The 16776-nt window shown below is 73.7% G+C and carries 16 protein-coding genes; 7 read left to right on the top strand and 9 right to left on the bottom strand.

What is annotated here, in order from left to right:
• The first annotated feature begins 320 nt into the window (after window positions 1-320).
• On the top strand, window positions 321-1289 hold the full coding sequence (locus tag IE286_RS15585; protein WP_189797325.1) for an ABC transporter substrate-binding protein: 969 nt from the start codon (window positions 321-323) through the stop codon (window positions 1287-1289).
• Here the strand turns inward: IE286_RS15585 and IE286_RS15590 are convergent.
• The gene (locus IE286_RS15590) at window positions 1286-2572 is read right to left on the bottom strand and encodes a DUF5685 family protein (protein ID WP_189797326.1); all 1287 of its coding nucleotides are present in this window, start codon (window positions 2570-2572) and stop codon (window positions 1286-1288) included. The two genes, IE286_RS15585 and IE286_RS15590, sit on opposite strands and share 4 nt — an antisense overlap.
• A gap of 293 nt (window positions 2573-2865) precedes the next feature.
• On the opposite strand from IE286_RS15590, the gene IE286_RS15595 reads away from it, so the two are divergent.
• Window positions 2866-3303 (top strand): cell division protein SepF, encoded by a 438-nt coding sequence (locus IE286_RS15595; RefSeq protein WP_125498706.1) that lies wholly within the window; start codon window positions 2866-2868, stop codon window positions 3301-3303.
• A gap of 56 nt (window positions 3304-3359) precedes the next feature.
• Here the strand turns inward: IE286_RS15595 and IE286_RS15600 are convergent, their stop codons facing one another.
• Window positions 3360-4556 (bottom strand): acyl-CoA dehydrogenase family protein, encoded by a 1197-nt coding sequence (locus tag IE286_RS15600; RefSeq protein WP_189797327.1) that lies wholly within the window; start codon window positions 4554-4556, stop codon window positions 3360-3362.
• Between the two features lie 108 nt (window positions 4557-4664).
• Window positions 4665-6266, bottom strand: a complete 1602-nt coding sequence (locus tag IE286_RS15605; protein ID WP_189797328.1) for an MFS transporter — start codon at window positions 6264-6266, stop codon at window positions 4665-4667.
• A gap of 258 nt (window positions 6267-6524) precedes the next feature.
• On the opposite strand from IE286_RS15605, the gene IE286_RS15610 reads away from it, so the two are divergent.
• Both IE286_RS15610 and IE286_RS15615 read left to right on the top strand, forming a co-directional pair.
• Window positions 6525-7826, top strand: coding sequence for a putative hexosyltransferase (locus IE286_RS15610; RefSeq protein ID WP_372462510.1), 1302 nt, complete (start codon window positions 6525-6527; stop codon window positions 7824-7826).
• 292 nt (window positions 7827-8118) lie between these two features.
• Window positions 8119-9138, top strand: a complete 1020-nt coding sequence (locus tag IE286_RS15615) for a phosphatase PAP2 family protein (protein ID WP_189797329.1) — start codon at window positions 8119-8121, stop codon at window positions 9136-9138.
• Window positions 9139-9225: 87 nt separating this feature from the next.
• Here the strand turns inward: IE286_RS15615 and IE286_RS15620 are convergent, their stop codons facing one another.
• Window positions 9226-9441 carry an I78 family peptidase inhibitor gene (locus tag IE286_RS15620; protein WP_189797330.1) on the bottom strand — a complete coding sequence of 72 codons (216 nt, stop codon included), beginning with the start codon at window positions 9439-9441 and terminating at the stop codon, window positions 9226-9228.
• Between the two features lie 680 nt (window positions 9442-10121).
• Here IE286_RS15620 and IE286_RS15625 point away from each other — a divergent pair.
• Both IE286_RS15625 and IE286_RS15630 read left to right on the top strand, forming a co-directional pair.
• Window positions 10122-11024, top strand: coding sequence for a DUF8842 C-terminal domain-containing protein (locus IE286_RS15625; protein ID WP_189797331.1), 903 nt, complete (start codon window positions 10122-10124; stop codon window positions 11022-11024).
• Window positions 11025-11061: 37 nt separating this feature from the next.
• Window positions 11062-11436: a hypothetical protein gene (locus IE286_RS15630; RefSeq protein WP_189797332.1), complete on the top strand. Its 375-nt coding sequence runs from the start codon at window positions 11062-11064 to the stop codon at window positions 11434-11436.
• A 67-nt stretch (window positions 11437-11503) separates the two neighbouring features.
• Here the strand turns inward: IE286_RS15630 and der are convergent, their stop codons facing one another.
• The 5 genes from der to aroH all read right to left on the bottom strand — a co-directional run bounded on the left by der (window position 11504) and on the right by aroH (window position 16017).
• Window positions 11504-12985, bottom strand: coding sequence for a ribosome biogenesis GTPase Der (gene der / locus IE286_RS15635; RefSeq protein ID WP_189797333.1), 1482 nt, complete (start codon window positions 12983-12985; stop codon window positions 11504-11506).
• A 69-nt stretch (window positions 12986-13054) separates the two neighbouring features.
• Window positions 13055-13657 carry a lysophospholipid acyltransferase family protein gene (locus IE286_RS15640; protein WP_189797367.1) on the bottom strand — a complete coding sequence of 201 codons (603 nt, stop codon included), beginning with the start codon at window positions 13655-13657 and terminating at the stop codon, window positions 13055-13057.
• A gap of 62 nt (window positions 13658-13719) precedes the next feature.
• Window positions 13720-14415 (bottom strand): (d)CMP kinase, encoded by a 696-nt coding sequence (gene cmk, locus IE286_RS15645; protein ID WP_189797334.1) that lies wholly within the window; start codon window positions 14413-14415, stop codon window positions 13720-13722.
• Between the two features lie 157 nt (window positions 14416-14572).
• A complete protein-coding gene (locus tag IE286_RS15650; protein ID WP_189797335.1) occupies window positions 14573-15658 on the bottom strand; it encodes a prephenate dehydrogenase in 1086 nt (361 codons plus the stop codon).
• Complete coding sequence (gene aroH, locus IE286_RS15655; RefSeq protein ID WP_189797336.1) at window positions 15655-16017, bottom strand: chorismate mutase; 363 nt, start codon at window positions 16015-16017, stop codon at window positions 15655-15657. Before aroH ends, IE286_RS15650 begins: the two co-directional genes overlap by 4 nt.
• Before the next feature lie 301 nt (window positions 16018-16318).
• On the opposite strand from aroH, the gene IE286_RS15660 reads away from it, so the two are divergent.
• Entirely contained in the window at window positions 16319-16774 is a 456-nt protein-coding gene (locus IE286_RS15660; RefSeq protein WP_189797337.1) for a Rieske (2Fe-2S) protein, read from the top strand.
• The last annotated feature ends 2 nt before the right edge of the window (window positions 16775-16776 follow it).

The following is a 16776-nucleotide window of genomic DNA, read 5'->3' on the forward strand; positions in this document are numbered from 1 at the left end:
GGGGAACGGGATGCCTGTTCCACTTGGCCCATGCATCCGCAGCAGTGGTTGATCACGCGCTCCCACATCGACTTCGGTCGAGTGTGGTCCTCCTCCTGTTGAGCCATCCCACTGCGCGCCCGTGACCACGGGCGCCTCCGGCGTTCTCACCGTGCGCCGTCCTGGGCCTTCCTGCCGCACCACCGCGCCTTCACACGCTTGTCCCCTCCCCTCGTCGCAGGGCCCTGGCACCGGTGCGCCGATCCCGCGCACACCCACGTCATCCGACCTGTGCTCCTGACGCCTCGCCGCGTCCTCGCCCTTCCTGGAGACCGCACCCCATGCGTACGCCCATCCGCACCGTCCGACGGCACGTCCTCCTGCCTGCCCTGACCGGCTGCGCCGCGCTGGTGCTCACCGCGTGCGGCTCGGGGGCGGGCGCCACGGCCTCCGCCGGCGCCGCCGCCGGGGCCGCCGAGCAGCTCCCGACCGCCGACGTCGTCTCCGGCGTGCCGAAGGATCCGGCCGCCGCCCGGCTGCTGCCGCCCGGCGTGACCAGCCTGACCGTGGCCTACTCCGTCGGCGGCACCCCGCCCGGCACCTCCTATCTGTCCGACGGCAAGACCCTCGCCGGCCAGGACGTCGACTTCACCGACGCCGTGGCCAAGGTGCTCGGCCTGCGCCTGCACGTCCGCCAGGCCGGTTTCGAGGCGATCCTGCCCGCCCTGGGCAGCGGCAAGTACGACGTCGGTGTCGGCAACTTCGGCGTGACCGACGAGCGGCGCAAGACCATCGACTTCGTCACCTACATCAACGACGGCCAGGGCTTCGCCGCCCGCAAGGACAGCACGCTCGGCCGGGTCACCGACCTGAGGCAGCTGTGCGGCCTGACCGTGGCCACCGGCGCCGGGACCACCTTCGAGGCCACCCTGGAGAAGAACAGGCACCGGTGCACCGACGCCGGGAAGAAGGCGTACCGCGTGCAGACCTACAGCGAGACCGGCGCCCTGTGGTCCTCGCTGCAGCAGGGCCGCAGCGACGTGGTGATGTCCACCATCAACGGCCTGCGGTACGCCGTCGCCCACCAGCCGGGGCTGAAGTTCCTGAACGAGTACCAGCGCCTGGACGTGGGCTTCGCCTTCAAGAAGGGCACCAAGCTGGCCCCGGCCTTCCAGGCCGCGGTCAACCGGCTGATCAGCGACGGCACGTACGACAAGATCCTCGCCAAGTGGGGCACGACGGCCTCGGCGATCAAGCAGTCGCGGATCTCGCCGCCGGAGCTGAAGAACGGGACGACCGAGCGGAACTAGCAGTCGCCGTCGCAGCAATTGCAGCAGCAGTTGCCGCAGTCGCAGCAGTTCGTGCAGCCCTCGACGCACTGACCGCAGCGGTCACCGCACTCGCAGCAGGCGTCGCACCAGTCGCTGTGGCAGCAGCCTTCGCGCTTGCGCCGCGACCACGGTCCTTCGAATTCCTTGGCACAGCACACCTGGCAGGTGCAGCACAGCCCGAGCGCGGCCGCGCAGCCGGCGAAGAGGCCGCGCGGGCGCGGCGGCTTCCCCTCGGCCGGGTCGCCCTCCCAGGGGCGGCCGGGGCCCTGGGGCGCCTGCGGATCGTGAGGTGCCCGCGGATCGTGGGGCACCTGGGGCCCGGGGGTGTACGGGGTCAGCGGCGGGCCGAAGGCGCCCTGCGGCCGGTGCGGCGCGGGTGCCGTGTGGGTGCACGCCCCGGTGCCGAAGGCGCGGTCCACCGAGCGCGGCAGTTCGTGGGCGAGCAGGCGGTGGACGAGCCGGCCGTCGCCGAACTCCACGTCGTTCAGGGCGAGCCCGATGCCGTGCACCGCGTCGTCGGCGAGCCGGCGGGCCTCGGCGAGCGTCGTGCCGGTCGCGGTGAGCGGGTTCCAGGCGCCGCGGGCGGCGTCGGCCTCGCGGTCCTCCACCGCGTCCAGCAGATGCGCGAGCCGCCCGAACAGGCGCCCGGCCTCGGCGAGCGGTGCGGCGTTGCCCGGCCGGCCGGCCAGGTGCGCGGTGTGGGCGAAGGCCGCGGCGGTGGCGGTCTCGGTGGGTTCGGTGACGGTGAGAAGCGGCGTGCCGGGTCCGGCGAGCGCCTCGATGCCGGTCTGCCGGTCCACGGCGTCGACCAGGACGGCGGTGTCGAAGCCGACGCCGGCCCCGGTGCGGGCGCCGCTCCGGCTCCAGCTCGCGGCGACCTTGCGCGCGGCGAGCGCGACGGGGCGCCGGGAGAGCACCCCGTCACCGTCGGCGACGTGGTCGCGCACCTTGGCGGAGGCGAGCACCAGGGAGACGGCGGCGGCGAGCCGGGGGCCCTCGCCGAGGGCGACGGGGGCGGTGCGCATGCCGCGCAGCGGGCAGGGTCCGGCGGTGCGCCGCAGCCGCCCGCCGCCGGCGCGGTCGGGGAGGGCCTGAGCCTCTGTCAGGACGGATATCAGCAGGCCGTCGTAGTTCGTCGCGATCCGGGCGAGCTGCCCGTGCTCGCTGCGCAGGGCCAGGCACAGCCCGCACAGATGGGCCGTCCACTCGGCGGTGAGGCGTCGGCCGAGCCTGTGACGGCAGGGCCGGACGATGCCGAACACGATGTTCCTCCGTGGCGTCCGTGACGGTGGGCGGCGGTGCCGCCGCCCGGTGGGCGGCGTTCACCCGGACGCACCGGCCGTCACCCATGCGCCAGGGACAATCATATTTCACTCACAGTCAGCAGTAGTCCGTCACAACGCCCTTGGGAACACGGACTTGCAGCCGATGTGTTGTGCACCAGTACCGTCACAAACCCCCCGCGCGGTGTCTGTTCGCTTGGCGCACTGTCAGCATCATGGATGACCATAGGGGTTGCGGCACGCATGCATGACCGCTGTGAGAGGAGGCGTCCATGGGATCGGTACGCAAGGCAAGTGCGTGGCTCGGCCTCGTCGACGACAACGAAGACGAGCGCTACTACGACGACGACTACGCCGAGGAGGCCGAGTCCGCGGACGCCTGGGTGACCGACCCCCGGGTGAAGGTGGCGTCGGACACGGCGGAGGACAAGGGCCGCCGGATCGGCACGGTCACCCCGGACAGCTTCCGGGACGCCCGCGTCATCGGCGAGCTGTTCCGCGACGGCGTGCCGGTCATCATGAACCTCACCGCGATGGAGCCGGCCGACGCCAAGCGCGTGGTCGACTTCGCCGCCGGCCTGGTCTTCGGCCTGCGCGGCTCCATCGACCGGGTCTCGACCCGGGTGTTCCTGCTCTCCCCCGCCGACACGGAGATCGTCACCGGCGACCCGGGAGCGCACCGGTCGGACGGCTTCTTCAACCAGAGCTGAGGCAGGGCCGCGCACCGGCCCTGCCCCCCTGCGGGCCTCGCCGAAGGCCCCGCCGCTCACCGGAACGCGTCGAGTCCGGTGAGCGCCTTGCCCAGCACGAGCTGGTGCATCTCGACGGTGCCCTCGTAGGTGAGCACCGACTCCAGGTTGGTCGCGTGCCGCATCACGGGGTATTCGAGGGAGATGCCGTTGGCGCCGAGGACGGTGCGCGCCGTGCGGCAGATCTCGATCGCCTCCCGTACGTTGTTGAGCTTGCCGAAGCTGACCTGCTCGGGACGCAGGCGGCCGGCGTCCATCCGCCGCCCCAGATGGTGGGCGAGCAGGATCCCCTTGTGCAGCTCCACCGCCATGTCGGCGAGCTTGCCCTGGGTGAGCTGGAAGCCGCCGATGGGCTTGCCGAACTGCTGGCGCGTGCGCGCGTAGTCGAGCGCGGCCTCGAAGCAGGTGCGGGCCGCGCCCATGGCGCCCCAGACGATGCCGTAGCGGGCGTGGGACAGGCAGCTGAGCGGACCGCGCAGACCGGTGACCTCCGGCAGGACCGCGTCCGCGGGCAGCCGGACGTCGTCGAGGACGAGTTCGCTGGTGACCGAGGCCCGCAGCGACCACTTGTGCCGGATCTCGGGGGCGGAGAAGCCGGGGGTGCCGGCCGGGACCAGGAACCCGCGGATGCCGTCCTCGGTCTGCGCCCAGACGACCGCCACCCCGGCCACGGAACCGTTGGTGATCCACATCTTGCGGCCGTTGAGCACCCAGTCCCCGCCGTCCCGCTGGGCGTGGGTGCGCATCGAGGCGGGGTCGGAGCCGTGGTCGGGCTCGGTCAGGCCGAAGCAGCCGATCACCTCGCCGGCCGCCATCCGCGGCAGCCACTGCTGCTTCTGCTCCTCGCTGCCGTAGCGGTGGATGGCGTACATGGCCAGCGAGCCCTGCACGGACACCAGGGAGCGGATCCCGGAGTCGGCCGCCTCCAGCTCCAGGCAGGCCAGCCCGTACTGCACGGCGGAGGCGCCCGCGCAGCCGTATCCGCTCAGCGACATCCCGAGGGCGCCGAGCTCGCCCAGCTCGCGGGCCAGTTCGCGGACGGCGGGCAGCTCGCCCTTCTCGTACCACTCGGCGATGTGCGGCAGCACCCGGTCGGCGGCCCAGCCGCGCACCGTGTCGCGCACGGCCAGGTCCTCCGGCTCCAGCAGGTCGTCCAACCCGAGGGGGTCGGTGGGGTCGAACGGGGGCAGCGACGACTTCGGCGACGCCGGCATGGACACCTCCGGGTAGTGAAACTAGCAGCGCTAGTTAAATGGCTCCGGGGCCGACGTTACGACGTGGTGCGGCCCGCGTCCAGGGTGATCCGGCGCGCGGGCCGCCGCTCAGGCGGACACGCGGGCCCGTTCGGCCTCCCGCGGGGCGGGCAGTCCGACCGGGGCGCCCTCGCAGTGCATCGTCCGCGGCAGCCGCAGCGCCATCACCGCGCCCAGCATCAGCAGGCCGACGCTCACCAGCAGCGTCAGGTGCAGCCCGTGCACGAAGGAGTCGCGGGCCGCCCGCCGCAGGGCGTGCCCGGCCGGACCGCCCAGCCGCCCGGCGACGTCGTAGGCCTCCCCGAGAGAGTGCGAGGCCGCTGCCGACGCGGCCGCCGGGACGCCCGGCACCCGCGCGAGAGCCGGGGCGTACGCGGCGTTCATCACCGTGCCCAGCAGGGCGATGCCCACGCCCGCGCCCAGCTGGTAGGACGTCTCGCCGACCGCGGCCGCGGTGCCCGACTGCGCCGGCGGCGCCTCGTTCAGCATCGACTCGTACGCCCCGAACAGCGTGGTCTCCAGCCCGAGCCCGAGCAGCACGAACCCGGTGAGCAGCAGGGCCTTGTCGTCGTGCCCGCCCATCCCGGTCAGCAGCAGCACCGCCAGCGCCGTGACGCAGAATCCGGCGCACACCATGCGGCGCGGCCCGAACCGGCGCAGCACCCGCGCCCCGGCCAGCCCGGCCGCCATCGCGGCGATGGTCAGCGGCAGCAGCCGCAGCCCGGTCCGCAGCGGGGACAGGCCGAGGACCAGCTGCAGATACTGCGCCGCGATCAGCTCCAGGCCGACCAGCGCCAGCATCGCCAGCACGATGCAGCCCACCGCGGTGCCGAACGCCGGCCGCGCGAACATCGCCACGTCCACCAGCGGGTGCGCCCGCCGGCGCTGCCGCCGCACGAACACCGTCAGCAGCGCCAGGCCCGCCAGCAGCGGCCCCAGGGTGAGGGCGCTCCACGCCCCCTCGCCCGCCCCGAGCCGCTTCACGCCCAGCACCGCGCCGAACAGCCCGAGGGCGGCCAGCACCGCACCGCCCACGTCCCAGGGCCCGTCCTGGTCGCCGGTGGACTCGGGCAGCAGCAGCCGGCCCGCCGGCAGCACGGCCAGCATCAGCGGGATGTTGACGAGGAAGACCGACCCCCACCAGAAGTGCTCCAGGAGGAGCCCGCCGAGCAGCGGGCCGATCGCCGCGCCCACCGCGGCGACCGCGCTCCACACGCCGATCGCCAGCGCCCGCTCGCGCCGGTCGGGGAAGACGTGCCGCAGGATCGACAGCGTGGCGGGCATGATCATGGCGCCGCCGGCCCCGAGCAGCGCCCGCGCGAGGACGAGCGTCGCGGCGTTCGGCGCGAAGGCCGCCAGTGCGGAGGCGAGACCGAACAGGCCGTAGCCGAGCAGCAGGACGCGTCTGCGCCCCACCCGGTCGCCCAGCGTGCCGAACAGGATCAGCAGCGCGGCGCAGACCAGCGGGTAGGTGTCGACGATCCAGAGCAGCTCCACGGCGCCGGGCCTGAGGTCCTCGGTCACGGCGGGCACCGCCACGTGCAGCACGGTCGCGTCCACCGCGACCAGCAGCAGGCTGACGCACAGCACCACCAGGACCACCCAGCGGCTCGTACCCGCTCCGTTCTGCAGACGGCGCGGCCGGACGGCGGCCGCGGTCGTCCCGGACATGTACGTACCTCCCAGATGAGCCCTCACCGCTCCGGCGGCACGCGGGGACACGGCCCGCGGCCGGGCCGGGCGGCAGCGGGGGCCGGGCCCGCGTGACGGAACGGCGAGTGGCACGCCAGCGTACGCGAGTCCCCTCCCTCGTCACGTGGCCCAACTCTCACCGCCGCACCCCGACACGTGTGGCGTACCTCACGTCCGCCGGGGGCGGGGCCGCACGCGGGCGCCGGGCCGAGCGGGCGCCGGTCGATAATCGGGGCTGTGAGCGATCTTGAGACGCGCGCGGCCGCGGCCCGCACGACGGTGCCGGACCGTGTCCGGAAAGCCGCGTCGTCCGCTTGGCGGCGGACGGGCCCTGCCGGGCACGGCCTGGGCCGCGCCGCCCCGGCACTGCTCGGGTACGCGGCCGTCCGCGCCCTGGAACTGCTGGTCCTTTCGGTGTGGAGCGCCGCGCGCGGCACGAGCGCGTACACCCTGCTGACCGCCCGCTGGGACGCGCTGTGGTACGCCCGGATCGCCGGCGCCGGCTACGGGTACCAGGTGCGGCTCGCCGACGGCGACGTCCACTCCGACCTGGCCTTCTTCCCGCTGCTGCCGTTACTGGAACGGCTGGGGGCGGCACTGGGCCCGCTGAGTTGCGCGGACGCGGGCTTCCTGGTGAGCCAGTTCGCCTCGCTCGCCGCGGCCTGGGGCGTCTTCGCCGTCGCCGATCTGGTGGCCGGGCGGCGGGCCGGGGTGTGCGCGGTGCTGCTGTGGGCGGTGGTCCCGGTCGGGATCGTGCAGTCGATGGCGTACAGCGAGTCGCTGTTCACCGCGCTCGCCGCCTGGTCGTTGTACTGCGTCCTGACCGAGCGCTGGGTGCCGGCGGGCGTGCTGGCGCTGGCGGCGGGGCTGACCCGGCCGGTCGGTGCCGCGGTGATCGCCGCGGTGTGGGCGGCGGTCCTGGTGTCGTTCCGGTACGGCCCGCGCGCCCGCACCGCGGACGGCCTGCCGCGTCCGTCATCTGAGGCCGCCCCGGCGCGTGTGTCCGGCACCGGTCACGGGACGGCGGGCGGCGCACCCTCCGCGCTCCCCCGTGTCCTCGGCATGCTGCTGGCCCCGCTCGGCGCGGCCGGCTATGTGCTGTGGGTCGGCCACCGCACCGGGCGGGGTCCGCTCGGCTACCTCGACGTCCAGGCCGGCTGGCACAACGGGTTCGACGGCGGCTACGCCTTCGCCCGGTTCGTCGCAGGCAAGTTCACCTCCTTTTCCGCGGTGCCGGCCGGGCTCGGGCTCACCGCCGGTGTCGCACTGGTGATCTGGCTGTACGTCATGGGCGCGAGACAGCGGCAGCCGCTGCCCCTGCTCGTCTACTCCGGCGTCATGACCGCGCTGGCGCTGTGCGCGTCGGGCTACTTCGGCTCCAAGCCGCGGCTGCTGCTGCCCGCCTTTCCCCTGCTGCTGCCGCTCGCCACGGCGCTCGCCGGGCTGCGCACCCGCCGGGCGGCCCTGGTGACCGGCGGATGCGCGCTGGCCTCGGCGGTGTACGGGGCGTTCTGGCTGAACGGCTCCGGCCCCCCGTGAGCAGCCGCGTGAGCATTCCCCGCGCGCGCCCGCCGCTCCTGGCGTCGGCCACAGCCCGCCCGCCGACCGCTGTGTGCACACGGTGAATTCCCCCGTGAGCGCCCGGACACCGTATTCATAAGCGCAGCATAAGAACACACCGGAACGCCCCGGAGAATTTACGGTGTCCCGAGCGTGCTCTTTCCAGAATGGGCAAAAGAATGACACGCTGAGAGCAATCCCACATCACATCGTCATCACGAACCCCGTGATGCGTCGGGAAGCCACCCTCACTCCCTGTAACGTCGATGGGGTGCGTACCGAAGGAACCCTCGCCCGCCTGGACCGGGTCTTCGCCAGGCTGGACCGTGAGCCGCAACGACCGGCGCACATCGACGTACCGACGATGAGCAGGCACCGGTTCGTGCTGTTCTCGGCGACGCTGGCCTTCTACCTGGCGATCGTCTGGGCCGTGGTGACCACTTCCTGGCTGGTGCGCCTTGACTGGCAGGTGATGTTCTTCCGCCCCTACCAGCAGTGGCCGCAGATCCACGCGTTCCTCGACTACTACGTGGTGCTCGGCCAGCGCGGCCCCACCGCGGTGATGGTCGCCGCCTGGCTCGGCTGGCGCTCCTGGCGGCAGCACACCCTGCGCCCGCTGCTCACCCTGGCCACCTCGCTGCTCCTGCTGAACGTCACGGTGGGCGCCGCGAAGTACGGCATGGGGCGCCTCGGACCGCACTACGCCACCGTGATCGGCTCCAACGAGATGGGCTTGGGCGGCGACATATTTCCCAGCGGCCACACCGCGAACGCCGTGGTGACCTGGGGCATCCTCGCCTACCTGGCCTCCACCGCCCGGGCGCGCCGCTGGCTGTCGGCCGGATCGGCGGTGACCTCGCTCGGCGTGGGCCTGACCACCGTCTACCTCGGCACGCACTGGCTCAGCGACGTCCTGCTCGGCTGGGCGGCCGGGCTGCTCATCCTGCTGGCCCTGCCGTGGTTCGAGCCGCTGACCGCCCGGGCCGAGCAGGGAATCCTCGCGCTGCGCGACCGCTGGCGCGATCGGTGGCGCGCACGCCGTGGCCGCGGTGCGACGGCGGCGCCGGCCGAGGCCGCCGGTGTCCCCGTGGTGCTCGCTCCGCGCTCCCCCGCCCCGCGGGAGGCGGTGGCCCGCGAGACGGTTGCCGCGGGCCGTGCGCCGCGACCGCCGGTGTACCTGGGAGGACCACCCGCGAGCCGCGCGGAACGCGCCGTGCTCGCCGGCAGCCGCCGGCCGGCGCACCCGGGCCGCTCGCCGCGGGGCACGACGTCCACCACCACACGGTCCTGAGCGGCATCCCGGCCCGGACGGCCGCACGACAAGGGGGCGCCGCACAGCTGCGGCGCCCCCTTCGCCATGGTGTCGCCGTGGTGTCGCTCAGCCCTTCCAGGCGCGGGCCACCCGCCCGTCACGGACCTCGAAATTGAGCCGCCCGAACCGGTACTCCATGGTGATGACGGCGCCCGGCGGCAGCGAGCGGACCGTGGTCCAGCCCCGCTCCCGCGCCAGCCTCTCGGCCTGCCCGGCCTCGAGGCCGACGTACCGTTCGGGACTGTCCTGGGGCTCCGCCGGCGGAGTGGGTATGGGTGCCATACCGTCACGCTAGGCCCTCTCCCCGGGCTGCGAAAGCCCGGCGGGACACGCAAAGTCACCGCCGGACGCGAAATCTCCCGGGACCGCACGGCGCCGGAAAAAGAAGGGAAAAGCGCGCCGGGAAGACGGTGAGCGGCACACCGGAGGGCACGCGGACGGCTCGAAAGAGACGGCGGAATTCGGACGGGCAAGCGGTCATGGCGCCGGGCGCACGAGAGGATCACCCCTCATTTCTCCGGAACGCCGGACGCCGGAACCGGAACCGGAAACCGGTGCGCCCACAGGAAACTCACAGACTCGGCACGGCGCATCGCCGTGCGCGCCGGCCACCCGGCCGGGCGGCGACCGCCACCACGGGAACCGGCCTTTCCGGCCACCCCCTTCATTCCTCCCTTTCCCTGAGGTGCCGACCGGGTTTCCCTCAGGCGCCGGCCAGCGGGACGGCTCTCCCCCGCCCCTCCCGTCCCGTCATCCCCCCTGCCTCGCAGGGCAGTTGACGACGGCCGGCCGCGTGCGCGCCCGGCGTGCTCCGGCGCGCCGGGCGGTTCGATTCCGTTCGGCGCGGGGCGTGACTCCCGCCACGGATCCTGCGTTGTCTTCTGCATGAGCCGGGGGCCCGCCCGGTTCCCGGGCCGGGAGCCCCCGGCCCGGCCATGTACCGCATCCCGAGGGAGCCACCCGTGCCGCGCATGCTCGACGTCAGCGACGCCGTACGCGCCGAGATCGGCGACGAAGAGGCCGACCGGCTGCTCGCCGGAGAGACCGCCCCGGGCAGTTACGACTGCACCTCCTGCCGCACCCCCGGCGACGTGGAACAGGAACGCACCAGCACCGTCCTGTTCGTCGGGGAGGAGACCGCCGTTCTCGCCTTCGCCCACGCCACCTGCCTGCCCTCCCAGGTCGTCAAGGTCACCGAGGAGCAACTGCGGGGCGCGGTGCGTTCCATCACCGCGGACGCCGCCGCCCAGGGCGGTGTGCCCCCGCAGTACGCGCCCGCCGCGCAGCCCGTCGCCCAGCAGCCCGTGCCGCCGCAGACCGCCGCCCCGCAGCCCGTGCCGCCGCAGACCGCCGCCCCGCAGCCCGGTGCGCGGCCGCCCGTGCCGGAGCAGGCCGTGCTCGGCGTGACCAGCGGGCTGGTGCTGATCTCCGGGGAACTCCACCCGGCCCTGGTCGTCGAGCCCACGGCGCCCATCGTCCGGCCGGGCACGACCGGCCCCGGCGACGAGTTCCTGACCCTCCTCGTGGAGCAGGGCTTCCAGCCCGTGAGCGGCCTCGACGCGGTGCCGCAGGTGCTGCACGGCTGGTCGGTGCTGCTGGCCGCGGGGCAGCTGCACGCCGTGCTGATGCCCGGCCCGGGCGGCGGGCAGCCGGTGGCCTGGTGGCAGGCGCACCAGCCGCTCACGGTCAGCGACGGCTGGCGGACCGCGGCCGGCAAGCACCAGCAGGTGGTGGTGTGCGCGGCGCCGGTCGGGTCCATCGGGCGGCAGCCGCGGGAGGACCTGCTGCGCGCGGCGCTGGACAAGGCGGCGGCCGAGGGGCGGCTGGTCGCGGCGACGCTGCCGCTGGCCGGAACCGGAAGCTGAGCCGCATCCCTTCGGCCTCGGGGTCGTTTGCACATACGTGCACGCATATGACGCTCCTCGCCGCCAGTCCTATCCGCCGGTCCGGTCCGCACGGCCGGCCCAGGACTCCCAGGGCGGCTTCTCGGCCACGCCGATCTACGACGCGCTCTACGCGGAGTACGTCACGTCCTACCGGACCCTGCCGGGCGACCGGACCGGTGAGGAGGACCTGCGGTTCACCGGGTTCGGCAGCCTGTCGCAGGGCACGAGCTCCCACGGGTACCGCACCTACGGCGCCGGGTCCTACGGCACCCGGCAGTACGGCGGGCGGCAGCAGTCCCCGTGGCAGCGCGTCGGCCCCCTGCCCCGGCAGGACACGGGACACCGGGCCACCCCGGCCGCGCTGCCTCCCGGCCCGCGCCGCGGCACATGACGCCCGGCCCGTCCACGGCGGAGGGCGTCCCCCGATCCGGGGGACGCCCTCTTGCCGCAGCTCGTCGTTACTTCTTCTTGCCGCGCCGCTCGCGCACCCGCACCGAGATGTGGATGGGCGTGCCCTCGAAGCCGAACTCCTCGCGCAGCCGGCGCTCGATGAAGCGCCGGTAGCCGGCCTCGATGAAACCGGAGGCGAACAGCACGAACCGCGGCGGCTTGGTGCCGGCCTGGGTGCCGAACAGGATGCGCGGCTGCTTGCCGCCCCGCACCGGGTGCGGGTGGGCCGCGACCAGCTCGCCGAGGAAGGCGTTGAGGCGTCCGGTGGGGACCCGGGTCTCCCAGCCGGCCAGGGCCGTCTCCAGGGCCGGCACCAGCTTCTCCACATGGCGGCCGGTGCGGGCGGAGACGTTGACGCGCGGCGCCCAGGAGACCTGGCCCAGCTCGGCCTCGATCTCCCGCTCCAGGTAGAAGCGGCGCTCCTCGTCGAGGGTGTCCCACTTGTTGTAGGCGATGACGAGCGCCCGGCCCGCCTCGACGGCCATGGTGATGATCCGCTGGTCCTGGACCGAGATGGACTGCGAGGCGTCGATCAGGACGACCGCGACCTCCGCCTTCTCCAGCGCGGCGGCGGTGCGCAGGGAGGCGTAGTAGTCGGCGCCCTGCTGCAGATGGACCCGCTTGCGGATGCCCGCGGTGTCCACGAACGTCCAGGTCTTGCCGCCGAGTTCGATCAGCTCGTCCACCGGGTCGCGGGTGGTGCCGGCCAGCTCGTCGACGACGACGCGTTCCTCGCCGGCCACCTTGTTGAGCAGGGAGGACTTGCCGACGTTCGGGCGGCCGATGAGGGCCACCCGGCGCGGGCCACCGAGGGCCGTTCCGCCGAAGGTCTGGCGCGGCGCCTCGGGCAGCACCTCGAGCACCGCGTCCAGCATGTCGCCGGTGCCGCGGCCGTGCAGCGCCGAGACCGGGTAGGGCTCGCCCAGGCCGAGGTTCCACAGAAAGGCCGCGTCGGCCTCGCCGCTCGGGCCGTCGACCTTGTTGGCGCACAGCACCACCGGCTTGCCGGACTTGCGCAGCAGCCGGACCACGGCCTCGTCGGTGTCGGTGGCGCCGACCTTGGCGTCGACCACGAAGACCACCGCGTCGGCGGCGTCGATCGCGTACTCGGCCTGCGCGGCGACGGACGCGTCGATGCCGAGCACGTCCTGCTCCCAGCCGCCGGTGTCGACGACCTTGAAGCGGCGGCCGGACCACTCGGCCTCGTAGGTCACGCGGTCCCGGGTGACGCCCGGCTGGTCCTCCACGACCGCCTCGCGGCGGCCGAGGATCCGGTTCACCAGGGTGGATTTGCCGACATTGGGGCGGCCGACGACGGCGAGCACGGGCAGCGGGCCGTGTCCGGCGGCCTCGATGGCACCCTCGACGTCCTCGAGGTCGAAGCCCTCCTCCGCGGCCAGCTCCATGAACTCCGCGTACTCGGCGTCGCCGAGTGCCCCGTGGTCGTACTCGTGCGCAGCCGAGTCGCCGGGCTGGTTCTGGTCGTTCATGAAGTCCGTACCTCGTCGTTCCGTTCGTGGTGGTCGGTGGAGCGGCCCGTCGGCCGACGGGCTGATCCACTACTCAAGTGTCGCCGACCGCCCGGTCAGCCGCCTGGCGTTTTCCAGGTGGGCGGTCAGCCGTTTCCGGATGCGCTCGGTCGCCTCGTCCAGCGCCCGGCGCGTACGGCGGGTGCCGTCCTGCCCCGCCTCGAAGGGCTCGCCGAAGACGACGTCGATGCGGGAGCGCAGCGGCGGCAGTGCAGGGACCAGCCGTCCCTTCCGCTCGGCGCTGCCCAGGACGGCGACCGGCACGATCGGCGCGGCGCCGCGCACCGCGAAGTACGCCAGCCCGGCACGCAGCGAGGCGAAGTCGCCGTCGCCCCGGGTGCCCTCCGGGAAGATGCCCAGCACCCCGCCGGCCCGCAGCACGTCGAGGGCGCGGGTCAGGGCGGTGCGGTCGGGACGGGAGCGGTCCACCGGCAGCTGGCCGATGCCGGTCAGGAAGGTGCCCAGCGGGCCGACGAACGCCTCCTTCTTGATCAGGAAGTGCGTCGGCCGGGGCGCCACGCCCATGACCAGAGGGCCGTCGATGTTGTGGGAGTGGTTCACCGCGAGGATCAGCGGCCCGGAGGCCGGGACCCGCCAGGCGCCGAGCACCCGGGGCCGCCACAGCCCGTGCATCACGCCGACGCCGAGCCGTCGCCCGGCCTCGGCTCCCCTCGCCGAGGGAAGAGACGGCTGGGTCACTTCCCGGCCCGCTTCTCCTCGACGAGGGTGACGACGCACTCGATGACCTGCGGCAGGGTCAGGTCGGTGGTGTCCACCTCGATCGCGTCCTCGGCCTTGGCCAGCGGCGAGGTCTTGCGGCTGGAGTCGGCCGCGTCCCGCTTGATCAGGGCCTCGCGGGTGGAGTGCAGGTCGGCGCCCTTCAGCTCGCCGCTGCGGCGGGCGGCACGGGCCTCCGGGGAAGCGGTGAGGAAGATCTTCAGGTCGGCGTCCGGCAGCACGGTGGTACCGATGTCGCGGCCCTCCACGACGATGCCGTTCTCGGCGGCCGCGGCCAGGGAACGCTGCAGCTCGGTGATCCGCGCCCGCACCTCCGGGACCGCGCTGACGGCACTGACCCTGTCGGTGACCTCCTGGGTGCGGATCGGGCCGGAGACGTCCACGCCGTCGACGGTGATCGTCGGGTTGGCCGGGTCGGTGCCGGAGACGATCTCGGGCTTGCCGGCCACGGCGGCGATCGCGGTGGGGTCGTCGATGTCGATTCCGTTGGTCACCATCCACCAGGTGATCGCCCGGTACTGGGCTCCGGTGTCCAGGTAGCGCAGGCCGAGCTGCGCGGCCACGGCTTTCGACGTGCTCGACTTGCCCGTGCCGGACGGGCCGTCGATGGCGACGATCACGGGCTGGGCGGTCCGGGCGGCGCCGTTGTCCACAGCAGGGCACCTTCCTGGTGAAGGGTGACGGATGGGTGTGCGGGCCGCCGGCTCGTGGGGCGCCCCGCACAAGGTTACTGGTTGTGCGGACACCTCCCCACGGGTGGCGGTCCCGGCCCGTGTGCGCGGCGCCGCGGGGGACGGCACCGGCCGCCGTCTACTGGCGCAGCGCCCAGCCGCGGTCCCGCAGGGCGGCCGAGAGCACGGGAACGGCCTTCGGTTCCACCATGAGCTGCACCAGGCCGGCCTGCTGCCCGGTCGCGTGCTCGATCCGCACGTCCTCGATGTTGATCCCGGCCGCCCCCGCGTCGGCGAAGATGCGGGCCAGCTGGCCGGGCTGGTCGTCGATGAGGACGGCGACGACCTCGTAGGAGCGCGGCGCCGAGCCGTGCTTGCCGGGGACGCGGACCCGTCCGGCGTTGCCCCGCCGCAGCAGCGACTCGATACCGCTGCTGCCCTCGCGGCGCTTGGCCTCGTCGGAGGACTCCAGCGCGCGCAGGGCCCGCACCGCGTCGTCCAGGTCGGCGGCGACGTCGGAGAGCAGGTCGGCGACCGGCCCGGGGTTGGCGGACAGGATGTCGATCCACATGCGCGGGTCGGAGGCGGCGATCCGGGTCACGTCCCGGATGCCCTGCCCGCACAGCCGCACCGCCGCCTCCTCGGCGTGCTCCAGGCGCGCGGCGACCATGCTGGAGACCAGCTGCGGCATGTGGGAGACGAGCGCCACGGCACGGTCGTGGGCGTCGGCATCCATGACGACCGGAACCGCGCGGCAGAACGAAACCAGCTCCAGGGCGAGGTTGAGGACCTCGGTGTCGGTGTCCCGGGTGGGCGTGAGCACCCAGGGGCGGCCCTCGAAAAGATCGGCGCTGGCGGCCAGCGGCCCGGACTTCTCCCGGCCCGACATGGGGTGGGTGCCCAGGTAGCGGGTGAGGTCCAGGCCGAGCGCCTCCAGGTCGCGGCGCGGGCCGCCCTTGACGCTGGCGACGTCGATGTAGCCGCGGGCCGTCTCGCGCCGCATGGCGTCGGCGAGCACGGCGGGCACGTGGGCGGGCGGCACGGCCACCACGGCCAGGTCGACCGGGCCGTCGGGCGCCGTGTCGGTCCCGGCGCCCAGCGCCGCGGCGGTACGGGCCTGCTCGGGGTCGTGGTCGGCCAGGTGCACGGTCACACCGCGCTGCGTCAGGGCAAGGGCGGCGGAGGTGCCGATGAGGCCGGTGCCGAGGACGAGTGCGGTTCTCACTGGGCGATGTCCTTGCGCAGAGCGGCGGCCGCACCGAGGTAGACGTGGGCGATCCCGGAGCGGGGCTTGTCGGACTCGACGTGCGCCAGGATGCGGACCACACGGGGCATGGCCCCCTCGACGTCCAGTTCCTGGGCGCAGATGAGCGGCACGTCCGTGATGCCGAGCCTGCGCGCGGCGGCCGCCGGGAAGTCGCTGTGCAGGTCGGGCGTGGCGGTGAACCAGATGCTGATCAGGTCGTCCGTGCTCAGGCCGTTGCGTTCCAGTACGGCGGTCAGCAGGGCTCCCACCTGCTCGCCCATGTGACCGGCTTCGTCCCGCTCCAGCTGGACGGCCCCGCGGACCGCTCGTACCGCCACGGTGCTGCTCCTCGCTGATCGTGCTGGGGTGTCGGCGTCCAGCCTAGTCACCTCCCGGAGGGCGGGCGTGCGCCGACCGCCTGCCGGGACACCGGGCCGTGGACACCGGCCGCCTGCCGGGACACCGGGAGCGTGCGCCGGACGGGACCGGCGGTTGCGGCCCTGGGGACGCCGGGCGCCTTCGACACAACCCGAGTCCGATTTGCTCGGATTTCCTTCGTCTTGGGCTTTTTCGATGCCAAGATGCTGATCGTTCCACTCGGAGCGATCTTCCTCTCCCGGCATCTGACGGAGTGACGGCATGACTCAGGGTTCGACCCGGCGCATGGTTCTCGCGACGGGCGCGGCGGCGCTCGTCGCCGGCTGCAGCGGCACGGACACGGACGGCGGCAGCTCGGCCGCGACCTCCTCCGCTCCGGCCGCCGCGGACAGGCAGGCGGCGCCCGCTCAGACGCGCGGGGTGGCCGCCGGCGAGGAGCTGGGGCGCACCGTGGACATCCCCGTCGGCGGCGGCAAGGTGTTCGCCGCGCAGAAGGTCGTCGTCACCCAGCCGAAGGCCGGTGAGTTCAAGGCGTTCTCCGCGGTCTGCACCCACCAGGGCTGTACCGTGAACCGGGTGGTGAACGGTGCCATCGAGTGCCCCTGTCACGGCAGTGCGTTCCGCGCCGAGGACGGCACGGTCAGCCGGGGGCCGGCGCAGCAGCCGCTGGAGGCGAAGCGCATCACCGTGTCGGGCGGCACCGTCCGCCTGACCTGAGC

It is taken from the genome of Streptomyces thermodiastaticus, from assembly GCF_014656135.1.
GTDB classification, from domain to species: Bacteria; Actinomycetota; Actinomycetes; order Streptomycetales; family Streptomycetaceae; genus Streptomyces; species Streptomyces thermodiastaticus.